Here is a 19764-nt window from a genome sequence, read left to right on the forward strand (position 1 = left end):
AGAGTTGGAAATTATCCATCGACGGTGTGATTAGTATAGTTTGGTATTATGTCGAATGTATTTCCAGATTTCATTTGTATTTTAATATTTTTTATTATAGTAAAATTTGTTATTTTACTAATTATTGCTAAGGTATTGATTTTTGTATTCCGTTGCTTGCAATGATTTTGGGGGTTGCGGCCAGAGCAATTAAGACTTCGGGCAACTTGTGTTGTAGTGGATTTTGGGAATCTGGCAGTTGGCCATAAGGGTGGATGCAAATGCGTGCCAAAATGTCAAATCCAATCCACTAGCCTTGTGAAAACTCACTTCTTCTTATAATTTCTGTGCGTCGTCCTCTCCCGCATGAAAATCTCCCGATGGCGTGTTTGCGCAGCCGATATGAGTAACTGCCAATGAACGCCGAACCGATGAATCCCTTTCGCGGGATTAGCATGAAGCTGATTTCGGTCGGCTTTTTTCTTGTCATGCAGACCTGCATCAAGGCCGCAGGTGACGTGCCGGCCGGCCAGATCACCTTCTTTCGTTCCGCCTTCGCCATCATCCCGATCGTCGTTTATCTCGCCTGGCTGCATGCGCTGGCGAGCGCGCTGCACACCAATAATCTCCTCGGTCATTTCAAGCGCGGTTTTCTGGGCATCCTCTCGATGGCTTGCGGTTTTTATGGGCTGACCATGCTGCCGCTGCCGGAATTCATCGCCATCGGTTATGCCTCGCCGCTTCTCGCCGTCGTTTTCGCCGCCTTCATCCTGCATGAAAAGGTGCGCATCTATCGCTGGAGTGCGGTGTTTGTCGGCATGATGGGCGTGCTGGTGATTCTGTGGCCGAAGATGACGCTTCTGAGTGAGGGCGGCTTTGCCGCGGGTGAGGGGCTGGGGGCCATTGCCGTGCTATGCGGCGCGGCGCTGGGCGGTCTGGCCATGATCCAGGTGCGGCAATTGGTGGAAACGGAAAAGACGCCGACCATCGTGCTCTATTTTTCGCTCACCGCCACTTTGTTATCGCTCATCAGCGTGCCCTTCGGCTGGAATTCGCTGAGCGTGACGCAGGCGATGCTCTTGATCACCAGCGGCATCTGCGGCGGCGTCGCGCAAATCTTCCTGACGGAGAGTTACCGCCATGCGGAAGTCTCCGTTATCGCGCCCTTCGAATACAGCTCCATCGTCTTCGGCATCGCGGTGTCCTACATTCTGTTTGGAGATATTCCGACGGTGACAATGCTGATCGGTACGGCGATCGTGATCCTCGCCGGTATCTTCATCATTTTCCGCGAACATCAGCTGGGATTGGCGAGACGGGCGGCGCGCAAGGCTTCGACGCCGCAGGGGTGAGGGATGTTTCCTCGGCCGCTATACACTGGCCGTTTTGTGTGTCCGTCATTCCGGCCATGAGCCGGAATCCAGTCGACACGCGTCTGCGTGTTGGAAAGACTCCTTTCAGCCCAAGGACTTGGGCTGGCTGGATGCCGGATCAGGTCCAGCATGACGGAGGTCTATAATCGTGAAAACACGCAAAAGCAAAAGGCGCCTTCCCGAAGAAAGACGCCAGCGCGCAATCATATCTATGAGCCAGTGCTAGGCTGGCCTGAGTGCTTCTCAGCGCTCGCGGAAATCCGCGAAGACTGCCGAGGGACGCGTCACGCGGACCTGCTGCATGGCAGCGCGTGCGGTCATCTGTTCGTTTGCGGCTGCGCCGAAACGATGGTAGCCCTGACTGGAGCGAGGGCCGAGGCCCGCCAGACGGAGCGTTTCAAAGCCGGAATGTACCGGACGGAAGCGAGTGGTCATTGCCTTGGTTCCTTAAACCGAATTCCTCCCAAGACATGATCGCTATATCGCAGCGCAGCATGGATTCGGCAAGCCGGCCAAATGCGCCGCTGTTATGCGTAATGCGCATGGCTTTTTTCATAATTCATTTACATTGAGTAGGAATGAGGCAGTCAGCCCTCGGTGATCTTTGCCTGAAAAGCCAATAAGTCCTGCCATGCCAAGGACTTACTCGCTGGCGCGTTCAACAGTTCCTGCGGATGCAGGCTGGCCAAGGCAGGCAAAACCAGGTGTCCGGCTGCGACATCACGCCACTGTCCGCGCAGCGTATGGATGGTGCCGGTGCCGCCAAAGAAGAAACGTGCGGTAAAGTTGCCAAGAAGCAACAGGTGTTTCGGCTCGGCAAGGGCGATCTGTCGCTCGATGAAGGGGCGGCAGATATCCATCTCGGCCTGCGTCGGCGGGCGGTTGCCCGGCGGCCGCCAGGGCACGACATTACCGAGCATGATGGTGCTGCGCTCAAGCCCGATGGCCGCCAGCATGCGGTCGAGCAAAAGCCCGGTCTTGCCGGCGAAGGGAAGGCCCTCGCGGTCGTCATCAGCATCCGGCATCGGGCCGATGACCATGATGGCGGAGGCGGCATCACCTGCGGTGAAAATCGTATTGCGCGCGCTGTTCTTGAGGTTGCAGCCGCTGAAACCCTCAAGCGCGGTTTTCAGCTCGGCAAGCGATCTCGCGCTTTCCGCCGCAAAACGCGCCGCCGCCACGGCCTGCTCGTCCGGCATGGCGACATTCTGCTGAATGGCGGGGGCGGCTGGCGAGCCACGCGCCGGGGCGCTGCGCGTTGCCGCCTGCCGTTGAGGCGCGTCGGCACGGCGATCCGCCGGCCTTTCAGTCTGGCGTGCCGATGTCACCGCATCCTGTGCCGGCGCGGATCGGGCAGGGCGGGCGGCGGCGAATTCAGCGAAACGGTCGACCGGGGTCTCTTCCAGCATCCAGTCCACGCCCGCATCCGCATGGAAATGCAGGAGGGCGGCGAGTTCGGCCGGGGAGAGGTCGTGAGCGGCGATCATGGGCGGAAATTACCCCATGTTCCCCGCCCGGGGAACCCGTAAATCACGCTGTCCAGCGCTGAATATCGCCGCTTTCGCCGATCATGGCGAGACCATGGGCAATCGAGAGCAGCTCGCCGCCGCTTTCGATACGGTCGGCGTCGAAACGGCGGGTGAAAAGCTCGCGCACCGCCGGCACGAAGGAGGTGCCGCCGGTCAGGAACACCTTGTCGATCGCCTCGGGCGCAACCTTCGTCTTTTCCAGAACCTCGTCGAGCGCTTCTTCTATCTTGGCGAGGTCGTCAGCGATCCAGTTGTTGAAATCGCTGCGCTTCACCATCTTGCGGCCGGCCTTGCCGAGCGGCGAGAAGTTGAATTCCGCTTCCTCCGCCGAGGATAGCGCCATCTTGGTGGCGGAAATCGCCTGATAGAGCGGGTAGCCCTCGTCGTGGTCGACCAGATCGATGAAGAGTTCGAGTTTTTCTGGCTCCAGCGCCGAGCGCACCAGCGATTTCAGCGCGGTGAATTCCTTCGAGGTCTTGAAGATCGACAGCTGGTTCCAGCGGCCGAAATTCACGTAATAACCCGAGGGTACATCCAGCACCTTGTCGAAGCTTTTGAACTTGCTGCCCTTGCCGATCTCGGGCGAGACCAGATTGTCGATCATGCGGAAATCGAAATGGTCGCCTGCCACGCCGACGCCGGAATGGCCGATGGGGGTGGCGGAAAGCTTGCCGGCATGGGTTTCGAAACGGATCAGCGAATAGTCCGTGGTGCCGCCGCCGAAATCCGCCACCAGCACATTGGCGTCCTTCTTCAGGCTCTGGGCGAAATAATAGGCGGCCGCCACCGGCTCGTAGACATAGTGGATATCAGGGAAGCCTGCCCGGGTGAGCGCCTCGTTGTAACGGGCAAGCGCCAGCGTCTCATCCGGATTGCTGCCGGCGAAACGCACCGGCCGGCCGGCGATGACGGTGGAAACGTCACCTGGCCATTCCTCGCCGGCATAGGTCCTCAGCTTGCGCAGGAACACGTCCATCAGGTCCTCGAAGCTCTGGCGCTTGGCGAAGATCAGCGTGCCCTGAAACAGCGGCGAGGCCGCAAATGTCTTGATCGACTGCAGGAAACGGCAGTCGCCGGCATTGTCGATGAATTGGCGGATGGCGGCATGGCCCGCTTCCACATGCAGGGCGGCCGCACCCAGGCCGGCATCCTTCATGAAGGAGAGCGCGGTGCGCATGCTGTCATCCGTGCCTGCGCTACTGGTAAAACGCATGGAACGGCTTTCGCCGCCGCCGTCGGAAAGAGCCATGACCGTGTTGGTCGTGCCGAAATCGAGGCCGAGAGCCCGCTTTTGCGTCATCGCCATATCCTTGTCGCCGATAGAAAAACCCGCCCGGCCTGAAAGGCGGCCCAGCGCGAAAATAAGGGATGCCTTTGGCACCCCGATGTCAGAGGAGGGCGGTTGATTGCACAGGGCCGACGGAATGGCAAGCACCTGCACCCGGGTTTATTGTGAAATTTGCATGAAGTAATCGCCATGGGTGGAAGGCCGCCCTGCCGCCCGCATTAAATATTTTTTCGCATAAAGCGAGTATAAGGCTGAACTATAGCGTTAAAGAGCAGATTTATTTTTGTATTTGTTGTGTTTGCAGACGGAGCCCCGATGTCCCGAAAGCCGGCCCGTTCCACCCTCGAAGACGTGTCGCCGGCGCGAAACGCCCGCGTTCGCGGCGATGCGGACAGCTTCAACCGCCATCTCATGGACCTGATGGAGGCGTCGCAGCAGGGTTATGCGCTTTTCGACGGCGGCGATGAACTGCGTTTCGCCAACACGGCATTCCGCACGGCGCTCGGCCTCGGTCCGGACGAGTTTCCGACATGGGTTGAGCTCATGCGCAGCGGTTACCGCAACTCCGCCGGCACGGCCATCGAGACCTCCGATTTCGAACTGTGGCTGCGCTCCGCGAGAACGAGGCGCGGCAAGCTGCCGTTCCGCACCATCGAGACCGGCCTCAATGACGGGCGCTGGATGCTCACGACCGAGACGACGCTGCCGGGTGGCTGGATGTTGTGCGTCGTCACCGATATTTCCGAACTCGGCGTTGAACTGCGCGATCTTCGCCAGGAGCGGGACAGGGCGTTGAAATCCGCCCTGAGCGACGAGCTGACCGGTCTCGGCAACCGCCGCTACGTCATGGATGTTCTCAATCACCGGCTTGGCCCCAACAAGGCCGAGGCGCTCGCCGTCATCATCATCGATATAGACCACTTCAAGTCGGTGAACGACCGCTTTGGCCATGCCTGCGGCGATCTGGTTCTGAAAGACTTCGCCGCCCGGCTTTCCGCTGCGGTCGCCCGCGACGATCTCGTCGGGCGAATCGGCGGCGAGGAGTTCCTGCTGATGCTCGGCGGTTCACGCGTTTTGAGCGCGGAGATCATCATGCAGAAGCTGCTGTTGTCTTTGACCGCGGCATCGCCGCTGAGCGACGTGCCGGATTTCCGCTATAGCTGCTCGGCTGGCATTGCCTTTGCAAATCCGGGCGAGAGCGCGAGCGATGTCCTGCGCCGCGCCGACACGGCGCTTTACGAAGCCAAGAATACCGGCCGGAACCGCTACGTGATTTACGGAGCGGCCTCCTGACCGGATTTTTGTTTATTCGGCGTCAGTTCGACTTCGCCGCGCCGCCATCCACTCTCAGCATCGTGCCGGTGATGTAGCTTGCCGGAACCGAGCAGAGGAAAGCGCCGGCGGCGGCGAATTCCTCCACCGTGCCGAGGCGGCCGGCCGGGATGCTCTTGACGGAGGCCTCGCGGATTTCCTCGACGCTCTTGCCGAGACGCTTGGCGTTGGCGCCATCAAGCTCATCGATGCGGTCGGTATGGATACGGCCGGGCAGGAGCAGGTTGGAGGTGATGCCGAAGGAGGCCACTTCGGAGGACAGCGTCTTGCTCCAGCCGACCAGCGCGCCGCGCAGCGTATTGGAAAGGGCGAGATTGGCGATCGGTTCGAAAACGCCTGACGAAGCGACGGTGAGGATGCGGCCGAAACCCTGCTCCTTCATGTCAGGCAGAAGCGCATTGGTGAGCGTGATGACGCGCAGCACCATGGACTGGAAGAAGGTATCGAGCTTTTCGACCGTCATCTCCTGCGCAAGGCCCGGGGTCGGACCGCCGGTATTGTTGACGAGAATATCGATGCCGCCGAGCTTGTCCTTGACCGCCTGAACCATGGCGGCGACGAAATTGTCATCGGCAAGATCGCCCCAGACCCAGTCGGCCTTGCCCTTGCCGAGCGCATTGATCGCCTTGCAGTTTGCCTCCAGCTTATCGCCGCTTCTGCCGACGAGAAGGACATGCGCGCCTTCTTTCGCCAGCGCCGTCGCAATGCCCAGCCCAAGGCCGCGAGAGGAGGCGAGAACGAGGGCGCGTTTGCCGGAAATGCCGAAATCCATGGGTTTTATCCTGTCTTGTGAGTGCGCTATGTGCTGTTTATAGAGCATTTCCAGGAAAAGTGGACCCCGGTTTTCCGTCCGGAAATGCGACAAAACAAAGAGTTAGAGCGTTTTCGCGATTCTAAGAATGGCGAAAATCCTCTATGAAGGTGGCGCCCGGTTTTGAAGGAAAAATACACGTCATGACAGAACAATCCCTGCTGAAATTCTCCATTGCCGTCACGGTTCTCCTGGCGCTCTTCGGTATCGGCGCGGGCCTGTTCTCCGGCTCCTTCGCGGTGGTTTTCGATGGTGTCTATGCGCTGACCGACGCTTTCATGACGGTGCTGGCGCTGCTGGTCGCGCGGCTGATCGCCGCCTCCGCAGCGCCAAGGCCGGGCGGCCGACTGGTGGAGCGTTTCACCATGGGTTTCTGGCATCTGGAGCCGATGGTGCTCGGCCTCAACGGCACGCTGTTGATGGGCGCTGCGATCTATGCGCTCATCAATGCCATCGACAGCCTGATGGATGGCGGCAGATCGATCGAGTTCGACTACGCGATCATCGTCACCTTCCTCAGCTTTGCCGTCTCGCTCGCCATGGCGTGGTTCGTCAAAAGGCAGAACCGCCGGCTGAAATCCGCCTTCGTGGCGCTGGATGCCAAAAGCTGGTTGATGAGCGCGCTTTTGAGCATCGCGCTCTTTATCGCCTTCGCCGTGGGTTACGGGCTGACGGGAACGTCGCAGGCATGGCTTTCGCCCTATATCGACCCGGCCGTGCTGGCGCTGGTCTGCCTCGTCATCATCCCCATGCCGCTCGGCAATGTGAAGCAGGCGCTGGCCGACATCCTTCTGGTGACCCCGCTGGAATTCAAGCAGCATGTGGACAGGGTGGCCGCCGAGACGGTGGAAAAATTCGGCTTCGCTTCGCACTATTCCTATGTCGCCCGCGTCGGCCGCGGCCGTCAGATCGAACTCTTCTTCATCGTGCCGAAGAACTGGCCGGCCCGGCGTCTGGAGGAATGGGATGCGATCCGCGACGAGATCGGCGACGCGCTGGGCGGCGAGGGCAGTGACCGCTGGCTGACGATCGTGTTCACGACGGATGAGGAGTGGGCGGTTTGAGCGGGGTGTGATTTTAGCTAAGTGGCCCAAACCGGTCATTGCAGCACTGATCTGGACAGGCCTGATGGGGATGGAGAGCGGATTGGCAGGTTTCAGTCTGACAGATAGCAGAAGTGGTCTTCCAGTGTCGCTCAAGCCGGAGTTTTGCACCAAACTCTTGCTACAGAAATTCCTTAGAAGTCAGCAGTGGCGATTTTGTCGCGAACTTGGGAGTTTGCGATAAGAATGGCTCCATCTTAGCGGGGCTATTTCACGCGCGCTTGATGTTGGCGGCCACCAATTGCCTGAAGTCGTCGATCTGTGCTGGCGTCAGGACGCGCTTAGGCAGCATGTTGAACACGCGCGCCCCCTGGTAGAGGAGGATCACCTTGCTGTCTTCGGTCCATTTGAGATAGTCGTTCCAAGGAACATTCCAGTCGCCCTGCTGTGCCTTGCTCCTAAAGCCTTCCTCAGACCATGTAACCGTGATCGGGTGCTGAAGGGTTTTCTGGTCTGCGTAGGCCTTGCGGGCAAACACGGCAGCGCCGAAAAAATATTGGTAGAGCGGTATTGCGATCACAACCACCACGCAGATGTAGAAGAGCGACATGAAAGGCGCATCGGGGAATCGCAGCGCCAACGTGAAGAGCGAGGCAAGCAGCAAAGCAACGAAGATCAGCCAGCAAACGAGCGGCCAGCCTGAGGTTGAATATTTCAGTATGAACAGCTTGTTGGCAGCAACATAGTCGTCGGCGGTCAAAGTGAAGGTGACGCTGCGGTTCATATCTCTCATTGTCTCCCTGGTGAGATACCACACCTGTCGCATAATTCCCGAAACCTGCGACACGTTTTGCTGTCGTACTATGTCCGGGTTGCAGCATCGCAATCAAGCCAGTGAACGTCTTCAATGGGGGCGACAGCGGACAATCATCGATACGTAAAGGTATGTCCGCTTGCGGCGCAAACGGAAACGCCGCCATTGATGAAGCGAGCCGAATGGGCGTTTCAGCCACGGTAAACGCGAGAGCGGCACAAATGCCGACTACCCTTGACGCCTACACTCCCAGCTTCTATTTTAAATCTTACGTGAACGTAAAAGTAATAAACCAATCATCAGGTTGTCTGACAATTGACTGGCGTGCGACATGTTTTGCCGCTATAGAAGCTCGACAAAGGCGTCCTGCTTTGCGAAGACAGACGCTGGTAAATGCGGTGTCGCGGATGGCTTTTTGTCCGGCGCAGGCGATGCGCCGAGGATGCCGGTAAGCGGATATAACAACAGCCGGATGGGACCGGCGATGTGAGAGGACAAGATGACGGAAGCGATGGAACTGCCCGAACGCGAAGCGATGGAATTCGACGTTGTGATCGTTGGCGCGGGTCCTGCGGGTCTCGCCGCCGCGATCCGCCTGAAGCAGGTGGAGCCCGAGCTCTCGGTCGTCGTTCTGGAAAAAGGCGCGGAAGTCGGTGCGCACATCCTCTCGGGCGCGGTGGTCGATCCCATCGGCATCGACCGTCTTCTGCCCGGCTGGCGCGAAGAGGAGGGGCATCCCTTCAAGACCGAGGTCAAGGACGACCAGTTCATGTTCTTAGGCCCGGCCGGCTCCATCCGCCTGCCGAATTTCATGATGCCGCCCTTGATGAACAATCATGGCAACTACATCGTCTCGCTCGGGCTGGTCTGTCGATGGCTGGCGGAAAAGGCGGAAGGGCTCGGCGTCGAGATCTATCCGGGCTTTGCCGCCACGGAAGTGCTCTATAATGACGAAGGCGCCGTCATCGGCGTCGCCACCGGCGATATGGGCATCGAGAAGAACGGCGAGCCGGGTCCGAACTTCACCCGCGGCATGGAACTGCACGGCAAATATGTGCTTGTTGGAGAGGGCGTGCGTGGATCGCTCGCCAAGCAGCTGATTTCCAGATTCGACCTCTCGAAAGATCGCGAGCCGCAGAAATTCGGCATCGGCATCAAGGAGCTCTGGCAGGTCAAGCCGGAACACCACAAACAGGGCCTCGTGCAGCATTCCTTCGGTTGGCCGCTCGGTTTCAAGACCGGCGGCGGCTCGTTCCTGTATCATCTGGAGGACAATCTCGTTGCCGTCGGCTTCGTGGTGCACCTCAATTACAAGAACCCCTATCTTTATCCTTTCGAGGAATTCCAGCGTTTCAAGACACATCCGGCCATCCGCGACACCTTCGAGGGCGGCAAGCGCATTTCCTATGGTGCGCGCGCAATTACCGAAGGTGGCTACCAGTCGGTGCCGAAGCTCACCTTCCCGGGCGGCGCGCTGATCGGCTGTTCCGCCGGTTTCGTCAACGTGCCGCGCATCAAGGGCAGCCACAATGCGGTGCTGTCGGGCATGCTGGCTGCGGAGAAGATCGCCGTGGCGATTGCCGCCGGCCGCGCCCATGATGAGGTGGCCGAGATCGAGGCCGAATGGCGCGAAGGCGATATCGGCAAGGACCTGAAGCGGGTCCGCAACGTCAAGCCGCTGTGGTCGAAATTCGGCACGCTCGTCGGTGTCGGCCTTGGCGGTCTCGACATGTGGACGAACCAGCTGTTCGGCTTCTCCTTCTTCGGCACGCTGAAGCACGGCAAGACGGATGCGCAGAGCCTCGAGCCCGCTTCGAAGCACAAGCCGATCGCCTATCCGAAGCCTGATGGCGTCCTGACCTTCGACCGCCTGTCCTCGGTGTTCCTGTCCTCCACCAACCATGAGGAAGACCAGCCGGTCCACCTTCAGGTGAAGGACATGGAGCTGCAGAAGCGCTCCGAACACGACGTCTTTGCCGGCCCCTCCACGCGTTATTGTCCGGCCGGTGTTTATGAGTGGGTGGAGAAGGACGGCCAGGAGGTCTACGTCATCAACGCGCAGAACTGCGTGCACTGCAAGACCTGCGATATCAAGGACCCCAACCAGAACATCAACTGGGTGCCGCCGCAGGGTGGCGAAGGGCCGGTTTACGCCAATATGTGATGGTGGGTCCGAACCGTCTGGATCGTTGACGTCGTTTAGCGACGCCGTGGCGTTTGAACGCCGTCACCCCGGATTTGATTCGGGGGGCGGCGCGATCAAGTCTTTGATCGTAAAAGACTCTCCTCACGGCGCAGACGCGCCGTGACTGGATGCCGAATCTAGTCCGGCATGACGAAAGAGCAGCGTTGATGGCCCGTCCCCCGTCAGTATTTGTGGATTGCTCTTCGATTTCTTACATATAGGATGTTGGGGTGTTGCATGGTCGCGTGGCCCGTGGATTGTGGTTAAGCGATGCGGTAACGCCTTGAACGTGCATATGGTCCTAGGTGCCGTCGCAAGACGACAGGGAGTGAAAGAATGTCCGGCTTTCAAAGGCTGAATATCGTGCGGAAGACAGGGTGCGTTGCCGGTGTGGCGGCGCTTGCGATGATTGCCGTTTCTTTCAGCGGCGGCCCGCTGGTGGCCGCAAGCTGCCGTACCGATGCCATGGCCGGCATCGACTGGCGCGAATGCAACAAGCGTCTGCTGATGCTGGGCGGCAGCAATCTCGATTCGGCGATGCTCTACGGCACGGATTTCACCTATACGGATCTGCGCGGTTCTTCGCTGAAGGGCGCCAATCTCGAAAAGGCCAAGCTCATCCGTACCGCCCTTGGCGAGGCGAACCTTCAGGGCGCCAACCTGACCAAGGTGGAAGCTTATCGCAGCGATTTTTCCGCCGCCGACGCCACCAATGCCAAATTCGTCAATGCCGAAATGCAGCGGACCAAATTCGAAAACACCAAGCTGGACGGCACGGATTTCACCAAGGCTGAACTCGGCCGTGCTGATTTTGAGGGTGCGACGCTGAACGGCTCGAAATTCTCGCTCACCAACCTGTCACGCGCCCGCTTCGGCGGTGCGAAGCTTGGCGGTCCTGTCGATTTCACCAGCGCCTTCCTGCTCCTGACCCGGATTGAAGGGGTCGATCTTTCCACCGCCACCGGGCTCGACCAGAAACAGATCGATATTGCCTGCGGTGACGCCAAGACCAAATTACCGAACGGCCTCACCGCGCCGGCCTCCTGGCCGTGCCCGGAAGACCCGGACGGCGATTGACAGGAATGGCCGCGCGGTTTTGCGCACGGCCCCAACACCTCCGTAAGCGGAGAGAAGCGCCCGCGATGCGGACGCCTCGTTGATGATCAGAAGCCCGAAAGCACGATCTTGCCCTTGGCCTTGTTGCTTTCGATCAGCGCATGCGCCTTGATGAGATTTGCGGCATTGATGGTGCCGAAAACCTCGGTCAGCGTCGTCTTGATCTTGCCGGCATCGACAAGCTCGGCCACGTGTTTGAGCAGCCGGTGCTGCTCGATCATGTCAGGCGTCTGGAAGACGGCGCGGGCGAACATCATTTCCCAATGGATCGATACGCATTTGCGCTTGAAGGCCATGACGTCGAAACCGCCGGCCGGATCGTCGATCAGCGCGAAACGGCCCTGCGGCGCGATGGTCGCCACACTGTCGGCGGCATGAATGTCGCTATGGGTGGTGGAAAAGACGAAGCCCGGCGCACCGAGCCCGAGCGCTTCCACCTGCGGCGCGATCGGCTTGCTGTGATCGATGACGTGATGCGCGCCGAGTTCTTTCACCCAGGCAATCGTTTCCGGCCGCGAAGCGGTGGCGATGACGGTGAGGTCGGTCAGCGCCCGCAGGAGCTGGACGGCGATGGAGCCGACGCCACCAGCGCCGCCGATGACCAGAACGGCGTTGGCTGCGCCCGGAACCGGTTCCTTCACCCGCAGCCGGTCGAACAGCGTCTCATAAGCGGTGATCGCGGTCAGCGGCAGGGCGGCCGCTTCCTCGAAATTCAATGATTTGGGCTTTGTTCCGACAATGCGCTCATCGACGAGATGGAATTCGCTGTTGGAGCCGGGGCGGTTGATGACACCGGCGTAGAATACCTCGTCGCCGGGCTTGAACAGCGAGACCTTGTCGCCGACGGTCTTCACCACGCCGGCAGCATCGAAGCCGAGCACGCGCGGTTCGCCGTTTTCCGGCGTCTGGTTGCGGCGCACCTTGGTGTCGACGGGGTTTACCGAAACGGCCTTCACTTCCACCAGAATGTCGTGCCCTTTCGCTTCCGGCTGGGGCAGGTCGATATCGACGAGGGCGTCTTTCGCCGTGATGGGCTGGCTGGTCCTGTAACCGATGGCGCGCATGAACAGTCTCCTTTGCTTGTTTGCGTGCCTCTTACTTGATACATATGAACATCGATCGCAAGAATGCACATTTTGTGATGATACATACAAAAAGGATACTGTGATGTCGCGACCGCGCGCCAAGCTCACCGGCAACTTTCCCGGCTGCCCGGTGGAATCGACCCTGAGTTTTCTCGACGGCAAATGGAAGGGCGTGATCCTTTATCACCTCATCAATGAAGGCACGCTGCGCTTCAACGAGCTGCGCCGCCATATTCCCAGCGTCACCCAGCGCATGCTGACCAAGCAGCTGCGGGAACTGGAGGAAGCGGGCCTGATTTCGCGCACCGTCTTCCCGGTGGTGCCGCCGCGGGTGGATTATGCGCTGACGCCGCTTGGCGAGACGATGCGGCCGGTCATCTCGGCGCTGAAAAGCTGGGGGGACGCCCATGTCGTCTGCAAGAACGGCGCGAAATACACCCAGTTTCCGCAGGCTGCGGAGAAGGCGGCCTGAGAGAAATCACGGGTAAAAGCACGTCCCGTGAGGGCCATTTTTCATGGTGCGATGCAACACGGATTTGCCCCGATTGATGCATAATGCTGCAAACTCGATTCGCAGCAGGGACATCAAAGCACATGAGCATGGGTTGGATGGAGGCCGGATTTCTCGGCCTTTTGCAAGGACTTACGGAGTTTCTTCCGATTTCTTCAAGCGCGCATCTGAGGATTGCCGGGGAGTTCCTGCCCTCCGGCGCGGATCCCGGGGCCGCCTTCACCGCAATTACCCAGATCGGCACGGAAATGGCGGTGCTGGTCTATTTCTGGTCCGATATCATGCGGATTGCAGCTGCCTGGCTGCGGCAGAACCTGCGCCTTGGCGAATATAACAAGGCTGATGCCCGGCTGGGCTGGCTGATCATCGTCGGTTCGGTGCCGATCGTGTTTCTGGGCCTGTTCTTCAAGGATGCCATCGAACATTCGCTGCGCAACCTCTATATCACCGCTGTGATGTTGATCGTCTTTGGCATCGTTCTCGGTCTTGCCGACAGGATCGGGGAGAAGCGTTACAAGCTCAACCAGCTGATCTGGCGCGATGGCATCCTGTTCGGTTTCGCGCAGGCCATGGCGCTCATCCCCGGTGTTTCGCGTTCGGGCGGCACCATCAGCGCCGGCCTGCTTCTGGGCTACACCCGCGAGGCGGCGGCGCGTTATTCCTTCCTGCTCGCCGTTCCCGCCGTCTTCGGCTCCGGCTTCTACCAGCTCTTCAAGAGCATCGGTGAGGACAATCCGGTCGGCTGGGGGCAGACCGGGCTTGCGACCCTCATCGCCTTCGTGGTCGGTTACGCCGTGATCGTGGTTTTCCTCAAGCTGGTCTCGACCAAGAGCTACATGCCCTTTGTCTGGTACCGCGTGGTCATCGGTTTCATCCTGCTCGCCCTACTGGGAACGGGCGTCATCAATGCCGGCGGCTAAGGGCAGGGCTTTTCGCTTTTCCCATCGCAAATGAAAAGGCCCGCTCTTTCGAGCGGGCCTTTTGTCTTTAGAGCAATGTGCCGCTGAGGATCGCCAGCGCCACCGAGAAGTAGATGATGAGGCCGGTGACATCCACCAGCGTGGCAACGAAGGGGGCAGAGGCGCTGGCGGGGTCGAGCCGCAGGCGCTGCAGGATGAAGGGCAGCATGGAACCGGCCAGCGAACCGAAGGTGACGATGCCGACAAGCGCCGCAAAGACGGTTGCACCGACCAGCAGCCAGTGTTCGCCGTAATCGTAGAAACCTGCCTGCTGCCAGACCGTCAGACGCAGGAAGCCGATGGCGCCCAGAATGCAGCCGAGCGTCAGGCCCGTCGGGATTTCGCGCAGCAGCACGCGCCACCAGTCCGAAAGCTTCAGTTCGCCGAGCGCCAGCGCCCGGATGATGAGCGAGGTGGCCTGCGAACCGGAGTTGCCGCCTGACGACATGATGAGCGGAATGAACAGCGTCAGCACCACGGCCTTTTCCAGTTCGCCCTCGAAATGCTGCATGGCGCTGGCCGTCAGCATTTCACCGAGGAACAGGGCTGCGAGCCAGCCGGCGCGCTTGCGGATCATGTCCGGAAAACCGATCGTCATATAGGGCTTGCCGAGCGCCTCCATACCACCGAATTTGTGGGCGTCTTCCGTGGTGTCGGCGATCATGGTGTCGATCACGTCGTCAACGGTGACGATGCCGAGGATATGCGAATGGTCATCGACAACGGGAAGGGCCAGAAGGTCGTGCTTGCGGATCAGCCGGGCGACATCCTCCTGCGACATCAGGGGGCTCGCATAGGCAATGCCCTCCTTCGAAGCGACGGAGAGGATGGAAGCGCCCGGTTCGCCGGTCAGCAGGCGACGCAGCGTCACCACCGTGGAGAGTGTCCCGTCCTGCGCCAGCACATAGATGGCATAGACCGTTTCACGCGACCGCTCGACGACGCGGATGTGCGAAAGGGTCTGTTCCACCGTCCAGCTGTCGGGCACGCTGACGAATTCCGTGGTCATGATGGAGCCGGCGGTGCGCGGCGGATAGCCCATCAGATGCTGGATGGAGAGCGCCGTGGTGCGGTCCAGCCGGGCAAACAGCTTGGCGCGGGGCTCTTCTTCCATTTCCGCCATGACGTCGGCGACGCGGTCGTCGGACATGAGGTTGACGAAACGGGCGGCCTGTTCGAGCGGAATGCCGGCAATGATGGCGGCTGCGTCATGCAGTTCCGGCCGGTCGAGAATGGCAACGGCCTTTGCCTGCGGCATGGCAAGCAGGGCAGCTACGGCTGCGTCGGTATCAAGCGTGTTGAGGTGCTCGACACGTTCTGCGATGGTGGTGGAACCGGCATTTCCGCTGCGGAGAAGACGTGCGGCCTTGCTGGCTCTCTGGGAGAGAGTGTGGAAGTTCATGATTGCTCACCTTTCCGTCGATTCGCCGATTACGGCGAACGCGGTGGTGAGCCGACAGAGGTCGGATCAGTTCCCGTTCGCCGCTTTCGGCAAAGGCAATCGACTACTACTGTCGCTAGACATCTAATGATGCTCCGTTGAAATCCGCACAGTTCCGGGTCACGGCCCGTGCGTAACGCCGTGTTGCGCCTGAAACGAAAAAGAGTCAAGCGGGCCTATTGTGAAATTTCCGTAAGGTTCCGGGCGGGTCCCGGAAAGGGCATTCAAGCGGTTAAAAAACCGGCATTCAGCCGGCTTTTGCGCGCCGCTCGACGGTGACGGAAACGAGGAAAACGCCAAGCCCGAGAAGGGAAAGAACCGCACCGACATAACCCGTCGAGGCGTAACCGAAACCCATGGCGATGACGAGGCCGCCAAGCCAGGCGCCAAGCGCGTTGGCGATGTTGAAGGCGGAATGGTTGGAGGCGGCAGCCAGCGTCTGCGCATCCTGCGCCACATCCATCAGCCGGGTCTGCACGGCCGGGCAGGCTGCGAAACCGCAGCCGATCAGGAAGACGCAGAGGCAGAGCATGAATGGATTGTCCGCCGTCATGCCAAACACGGTCATGACAAGCACGTTGAAGGCCAGCATGCCGCCAATCGTGCCGTTGAGCGAGATATCCGCCAGCCGCGAGCCGACGACATTGCCGACATTCATGCCGATGCCGAACAGCGCCAGCACCATGGAAACGGTGGAAACCGGCATCATCGCCACATCGGTGGTGGTCTTGGCGATATAGCTGAACACAGAGAACATGCCGCCGAAACCGACGGCGGCGATGGCAAGCGTCAGCCACACCTGCACGCGCCGGAAAGCGCCAAGTTCGCGCCACACGCTGGCGCCTTCTTCCACCCTGTCACGCGGCTGGAACAGCCAGAGAAGGGCGACCGTCAACAGCCCGATGCCGCCGACCAGCATGAAGGCCGCGCGCCAGGACAGAAGCTGGCCGAAGAAGGTGGCAAGCGGGGTGCCGAGCAGGGTGGCGATGGTGAGGCCGAGCATCACGCGGCCAACGGCGCGGGCGCGCTTGTGGATGGGCGCCATGGAGGCCGCCACCAGCGCCGCAACGCCGAAATAAGCGCCATGCGGCAGGCCGGTGATGAAGCGCAGGACGGTGAAGCTCAGGAAATCAGGTGCAAGGGCGCTCAGGATATTGCCGACCGCAAAAAGCCCCATCAGGCCGAGAAGCAGGGTACGACGCGTTATGCGCGCGGCAAGCACCGCAATGATCGGCGCGCCGATGACGACGCCGAGCGCATAGGCGGTGATGACGTAACCCGCCTGCGGAACGGTGACGCCATAGGTGGTGGCAACGTCAGGCAAAAGGCCCATGATGGCGAATTCACCGGTGCCGATGCCGAAGCCGCCGGCGGCAAGCGCCAGTTCGATAAGTGCGATGGCAAGCGGGGAGAGGGCCACGGCCGGCGCTGCCGTGTAAACGGTTTCATTCTCCGCGCCAGGGCGGGCTTCGGAAATATTCGACTGGCTCATCGTGACCTGAAAAACGGGAAGGGCCCACAGAAAAAAGGGCAAGACCGTATGGGAGCGGTCTGCCCTGACTGGAGATGCGCGGTCATGAAAATGACCTTAAGTGATCCCTAACATGAAATGATGCGTTGCGGTAGAGCGATTCTCGGCAAAAGAGCATCTTCACGCGATGGTGTTCGGAACTCTATATGACGACAGGCATTTACGCGCGGCTGCGCTACTGGATCGGGTTGGAAACATGAAGCTCATTGCAATTTTCAATCGCGACGGCGGCACTTTTCGTACCACTGACATGGAAGCCTATTGCGAACACGCCCGCGACGTTTTCACCCGTGCCGGCCACACGATCGATTGCCGTCTGGTCTCCGGAAAAGATATCGTCGAGGAAATGGAACGCGCCGCCGATGAACCGGGCATTGAAGCCATCATTGCCGGCGGCGGCGACGGCACGATTTCCGCAGCAGCGGCCATCGCCTGGAAACACGGCATCGCGCTCGGCATCGTTCCGGCCGGCACCATGAACCTCTTCGCCCGCTCGCTGAAGCTGCCGCTCGATATTCGCCAGGCGCTGGAAACGCTGGCGAGTGGCGAGATTGCCAGTGTCGACATCGCCAGCGCCAATGGCCGCCTCTTCGTCCACCAGTTTTCCGCAGGTCTGCATTCGCGCATGGTGCGCTACCGCAACAATCTCGCTTTCGCCTCCCGTCTTGGCAAGATCAAGGCGAGCATCCGCGCCGCCATCAACGTCATCCTCAATCCGCCGGTGTTCGAGGTGCAATATACTGTCAATGGCAGGACGCAGCATCGCAAGGTCTCGGCCATTTCCGTCTCCAACAACGAGTTCGGCCAGAGCTCGCTGATGGTGGCGGATAATGTCTCGGGCGGCCATCTCGGCTTTTATCTTGCCGATCCGCTGCGTCCCTCCGGCGTTGCGAAACTCGCTTTCGACATTCTGCGCGGCAGGCTGAAGGAAAACGCCGCCGTCACCGCCATGACCGTGACGGATGTGGAACTGCATTTCCCGAAGAAGCGCCATGACCTGCGTTGCGTCATCGATGGCGAGTTGCTGCCGATGGAGCGCGATGTGGCGCTGAAAGTTCATGCGGGCGAATTGAAGGTGCTGGTGGGGCGGGCGTTTTTCGCATAGTGCAACCGCCTGTGAATTGGGCGATTACCCCTTGTTTCTTCTCCCCGAGGGGGAGAAGTCCGCGGCAGCGGGATGAGGGGCGAGGTTTCCGACGTCCTGCAACGGTACCCCCTCATCCGACCCTTCGGGCCGCCTTCTCCGCGGCGGGAAGAAGAAACTAGCGGCAACCGCTCGTTCCATGCGCTCCCCCTAAAAAACGCCAGCCTTGCCAAATCGAATCCGCCCGGCCATGTTCGGCGGGCGCGGTGGCGTGAGCGCCGTTGCCTTTATGGGAGTGCGATCTGTCATGAATGAAATCTCCAAGCCGCTGTCCAACCTCGCCGCCATCGATGCCGCCCATCACCTTCATCCCTTTTCCGATATGGGCAAGCTGAATGCCGCCGGCACCCGCATCATCGAGCGCGCGGAAGGGGTTTTCATCTATGACAGCACCGGCAAGAAATATCTCGACGCCTTTGCCGGCCTCTGGTGCGTGAATATCGGATATGGCCGCCGCGAGATCGCCGATGTCGTGCAGCGCCAGATGAACGAGCTGCCCTATTACAACGCGTTTTTCGGCACCACCACGCCGCCGGCGACACTTCTGGCGCAGAAAATCGCCTCCCGCGCCGGGCCTGACATGAACCATGTGTTCTTCACCAATTCCGGATCGGAAGCGACCGATACCTGGTTCCGCATGGCGCGGGTCTACTGGAAGGCGCTCGGCCATCCGACGAAGACGAAGGTGATTGCGAGGCGCAATGGCTATCACGGCTCGACGGTGGCCGGAGCCTCGCTCGGCGGCATGAAATGGATGCACGAGCAGGGCAACCTGCCGATCGAGGGTATCGCCCATATCGGCCAGCCCTATTGGTACGCCGAGGGTGGCGATCTTTCACCGGCCGAATTCGGCCTAAAGGTGGCCCGGGAACTGGACGCGAAGATCGACGAGCTCGGCGAAGAGAATGTCGCCGCTTTTGTGGCCGAACCCATTCAGGGCGCCGGCGGCGTCATCGTGCCGCCGGAAACCTATTGGCCGGAAATCGCCCGTATCTGCAAGGCGCGCAACATCCTGCTCGTATCCGATGAGGTGATCTGCGGTTTCGGCCGTCTCGGTTCGTGGTTCGGTTACCAGCATTTCGGCGTGAAGCCGGATTTTGCGCCCGTCGCCAAGGGCCTGTCATCAGGTTATCTGCCGATAGGCGGCGTCATCGTCTCGGATCGGGTGGCGGCAGTGATGTTGTCTGAGGTCGGTGACTTCAATCATGGTTTCACCTATTCCGGCCACCCCGTCTGCGCCGCCGCAGCGCTTGAAAATCTCCGCATCATCGAGACCGAAGGGCTGGTGGAGCGGGTGCGCGACGATATCGGCCCGTATTTTTCGCAAGGCTGGAAAAGCCTTGAGGACCACGAACTGGTGGGCGAGGCTGTCAATGTCGGCCTGATGGGCGGCTTGCAGATAACGGCCGACAAGGCGACACGCAAACGTTTTGCGAAGCCCGACGATATCGGAACCGCGGTGCGCAACCATTGCCTGGCAAACGGCCTCGTCATGCGCGCCACGGGAGACCGCATGCTGGCCTCGCCGGCGCTGACGATCAGCCGTTCGGAAGTGGATGAGATCATCGAGACGCTGCGCAAGGGGCTCGACCACCTGCGTGATACGATAAGGGAGGAGTAATT

At 60.1% G+C, this 19764-nt stretch carries 17 protein-coding genes; 9 read left to right on the top strand and 8 right to left on the bottom strand.

All coding sequences use genetic code 11. The annotated features are described in order from the left end of the window. Positions 1–395 precede the first annotated feature (395 nt). Positions 396–1331 (top strand): DMT family transporter, encoded by a 936-nt coding sequence (locus MRBLRC7O_RS03210; protein ID WP_020809591.1) that lies wholly within the window; start codon positions 396–398, stop codon positions 1329–1331. Positions 1332–1595: 264 nt separating this feature from the next. Here the strand turns inward: MRBLRC7O_RS03210 and MRBLRC7O_RS03215 are convergent, their stop codons facing one another. From MRBLRC7O_RS03215 to MRBLRC7O_RS03225, 3 genes are all read right to left on the bottom strand, one after another. Continuing rightward, on the bottom strand, positions 1596–1787 hold the full coding sequence (locus MRBLRC7O_RS03215) for a hypothetical protein (RefSeq protein ID WP_003509784.1): 192 nt from the start codon (positions 1785–1787) through the stop codon (positions 1596–1598). A gap of 152 nt (positions 1788–1939) precedes the next feature. Next, the gene (locus MRBLRC7O_RS03220) at positions 1940–2839 is read right to left on the bottom strand and encodes a uracil-DNA glycosylase (RefSeq protein WP_080866031.1); all 900 of its coding nucleotides are present in this window, start codon (positions 2837–2839) and stop codon (positions 1940–1942) included. A gap of 43 nt (positions 2840–2882) precedes the next feature. Then, positions 2883–4181: an Hsp70 family protein gene (locus MRBLRC7O_RS03225; protein WP_031233668.1), complete on the bottom strand. Its 1299-nt coding sequence runs from the start codon at positions 4179–4181 to the stop codon at positions 2883–2885. Positions 4182–4484: 303 nt separating this feature from the next. On the opposite strand from MRBLRC7O_RS03225, the gene MRBLRC7O_RS03230 reads away from it, so the two are divergent. Next, positions 4485–5462 (top strand): GGDEF domain-containing protein, encoded by a 978-nt coding sequence (locus MRBLRC7O_RS03230; RefSeq protein WP_003509778.1) that lies wholly within the window; start codon positions 4485–4487, stop codon positions 5460–5462. 22 nt (positions 5463–5484) lie between these two features. Here MRBLRC7O_RS03230 and MRBLRC7O_RS03235 read toward each other — a convergent pair whose 3' ends face one another. Further along, positions 5485–6273, bottom strand: coding sequence for an SDR family oxidoreductase (locus MRBLRC7O_RS03235; protein WP_003509776.1), 789 nt, complete (start codon positions 6271–6273; stop codon positions 5485–5487). Positions 6274–6455: 182 nt separating this feature from the next. Here MRBLRC7O_RS03235 and MRBLRC7O_RS03240 point away from each other — a divergent pair, with 182 nt between their 5' ends. Then, positions 6456–7376, top strand: coding sequence for a cation diffusion facilitator family transporter (locus MRBLRC7O_RS03240; RefSeq protein WP_080866555.1), 921 nt, complete (start codon positions 6456–6458; stop codon positions 7374–7376). A gap of 250 nt (positions 7377–7626) precedes the next feature. On the opposite strand, the gene MRBLRC7O_RS03245 is transcribed toward MRBLRC7O_RS03240, so the two are convergent. Beyond that, the gene (locus MRBLRC7O_RS03245) at positions 7627–8139 is read right to left on the bottom strand and encodes a YcxB family protein (RefSeq protein ID WP_003509772.1); all 513 of its coding nucleotides are present in this window, start codon (positions 8137–8139) and stop codon (positions 7627–7629) included. Positions 8140–8668: 529 nt separating this feature from the next. Between MRBLRC7O_RS03245 and MRBLRC7O_RS03250 the strand changes: the two genes are divergently transcribed. Then, positions 8669–10333, top strand: coding sequence for an electron transfer flavoprotein-ubiquinone oxidoreductase (locus tag MRBLRC7O_RS03250; RefSeq protein WP_020809596.1), 1665 nt, complete (start codon positions 8669–8671; stop codon positions 10331–10333). 357 nt (positions 10334–10690) lie between these two features. Next, entirely contained in the window at positions 10691–11431 is a 741-nt protein-coding gene (locus MRBLRC7O_RS03255; RefSeq protein WP_367727294.1) for a pentapeptide repeat-containing protein, read from the top strand. An 86-nt stretch (positions 11432–11517) separates the two neighbouring features. Here MRBLRC7O_RS03255 and MRBLRC7O_RS03260 read toward each other — a convergent pair whose 3' ends face one another. Beyond that, on the bottom strand, positions 11518–12534 hold the full coding sequence (locus MRBLRC7O_RS03260) for a zinc-binding alcohol dehydrogenase family protein (protein ID WP_080866032.1): 1017 nt from the start codon (positions 12532–12534) through the stop codon (positions 11518–11520). A 103-nt stretch (positions 12535–12637) separates the two neighbouring features. On the opposite strand from MRBLRC7O_RS03260, the gene MRBLRC7O_RS03265 reads away from it, so the two are divergent. Together MRBLRC7O_RS03265 and MRBLRC7O_RS03270 are read left to right on the top strand one after the other, a co-directional pair. Beyond that, positions 12638–13027 carry a winged helix-turn-helix transcriptional regulator gene (locus tag MRBLRC7O_RS03265; protein ID WP_080866033.1) on the top strand — a complete coding sequence of 130 codons (390 nt, stop codon included), beginning with the start codon at positions 12638–12640 and terminating at the stop codon, positions 13025–13027. A 122-nt stretch (positions 13028–13149) separates the two neighbouring features. Then, positions 13150–13986: an undecaprenyl-diphosphate phosphatase gene (locus MRBLRC7O_RS03270; protein ID WP_003509996.1), complete on the top strand. Its 837-nt coding sequence runs from the start codon at positions 13150–13152 to the stop codon at positions 13984–13986. A 67-nt stretch (positions 13987–14053) separates the two neighbouring features. Here the strand turns inward: MRBLRC7O_RS03270 and mgtE are convergent, their stop codons facing one another. Together mgtE and MRBLRC7O_RS03280 are read right to left on the bottom strand one after the other, a co-directional pair. Beyond that, positions 14054–15427, bottom strand: coding sequence for a magnesium transporter (mgtE, locus tag MRBLRC7O_RS03275; RefSeq protein WP_020809600.1), 1374 nt, complete (start codon positions 15425–15427; stop codon positions 14054–14056). A gap of 286 nt (positions 15428–15713) precedes the next feature. Further along, positions 15714–16958, bottom strand: a complete 1245-nt coding sequence (locus MRBLRC7O_RS03280) for an MFS transporter (RefSeq protein ID WP_080866556.1) — start codon at positions 16956–16958, stop codon at positions 15714–15716. A 235-nt stretch (positions 16959–17193) separates the two neighbouring features. Here MRBLRC7O_RS03280 and MRBLRC7O_RS03285 point away from each other — a divergent pair, with 235 nt between their 5' ends. Then, positions 17194–18102, top strand: a complete 909-nt coding sequence (locus MRBLRC7O_RS03285) for a diacylglycerol/lipid kinase family protein (RefSeq protein WP_003509989.1) — start codon at positions 17194–17196, stop codon at positions 18100–18102. 286 nt (positions 18103–18388) lie between these two features. Beyond that, a complete protein-coding gene (locus tag MRBLRC7O_RS03290; protein WP_003509986.1) occupies positions 18389–19762 on the top strand; it encodes an aspartate aminotransferase family protein in 1374 nt (457 codons plus the stop codon). The last annotated feature ends 2 nt before the right edge of the window (positions 19763–19764 follow it).

The organism is Agrobacterium radiobacter (assembly GCF_040801995.1).
Classification (GTDB): Bacteria; Pseudomonadota; Alphaproteobacteria; order Rhizobiales; family Rhizobiaceae; genus Agrobacterium; species Agrobacterium radiobacter.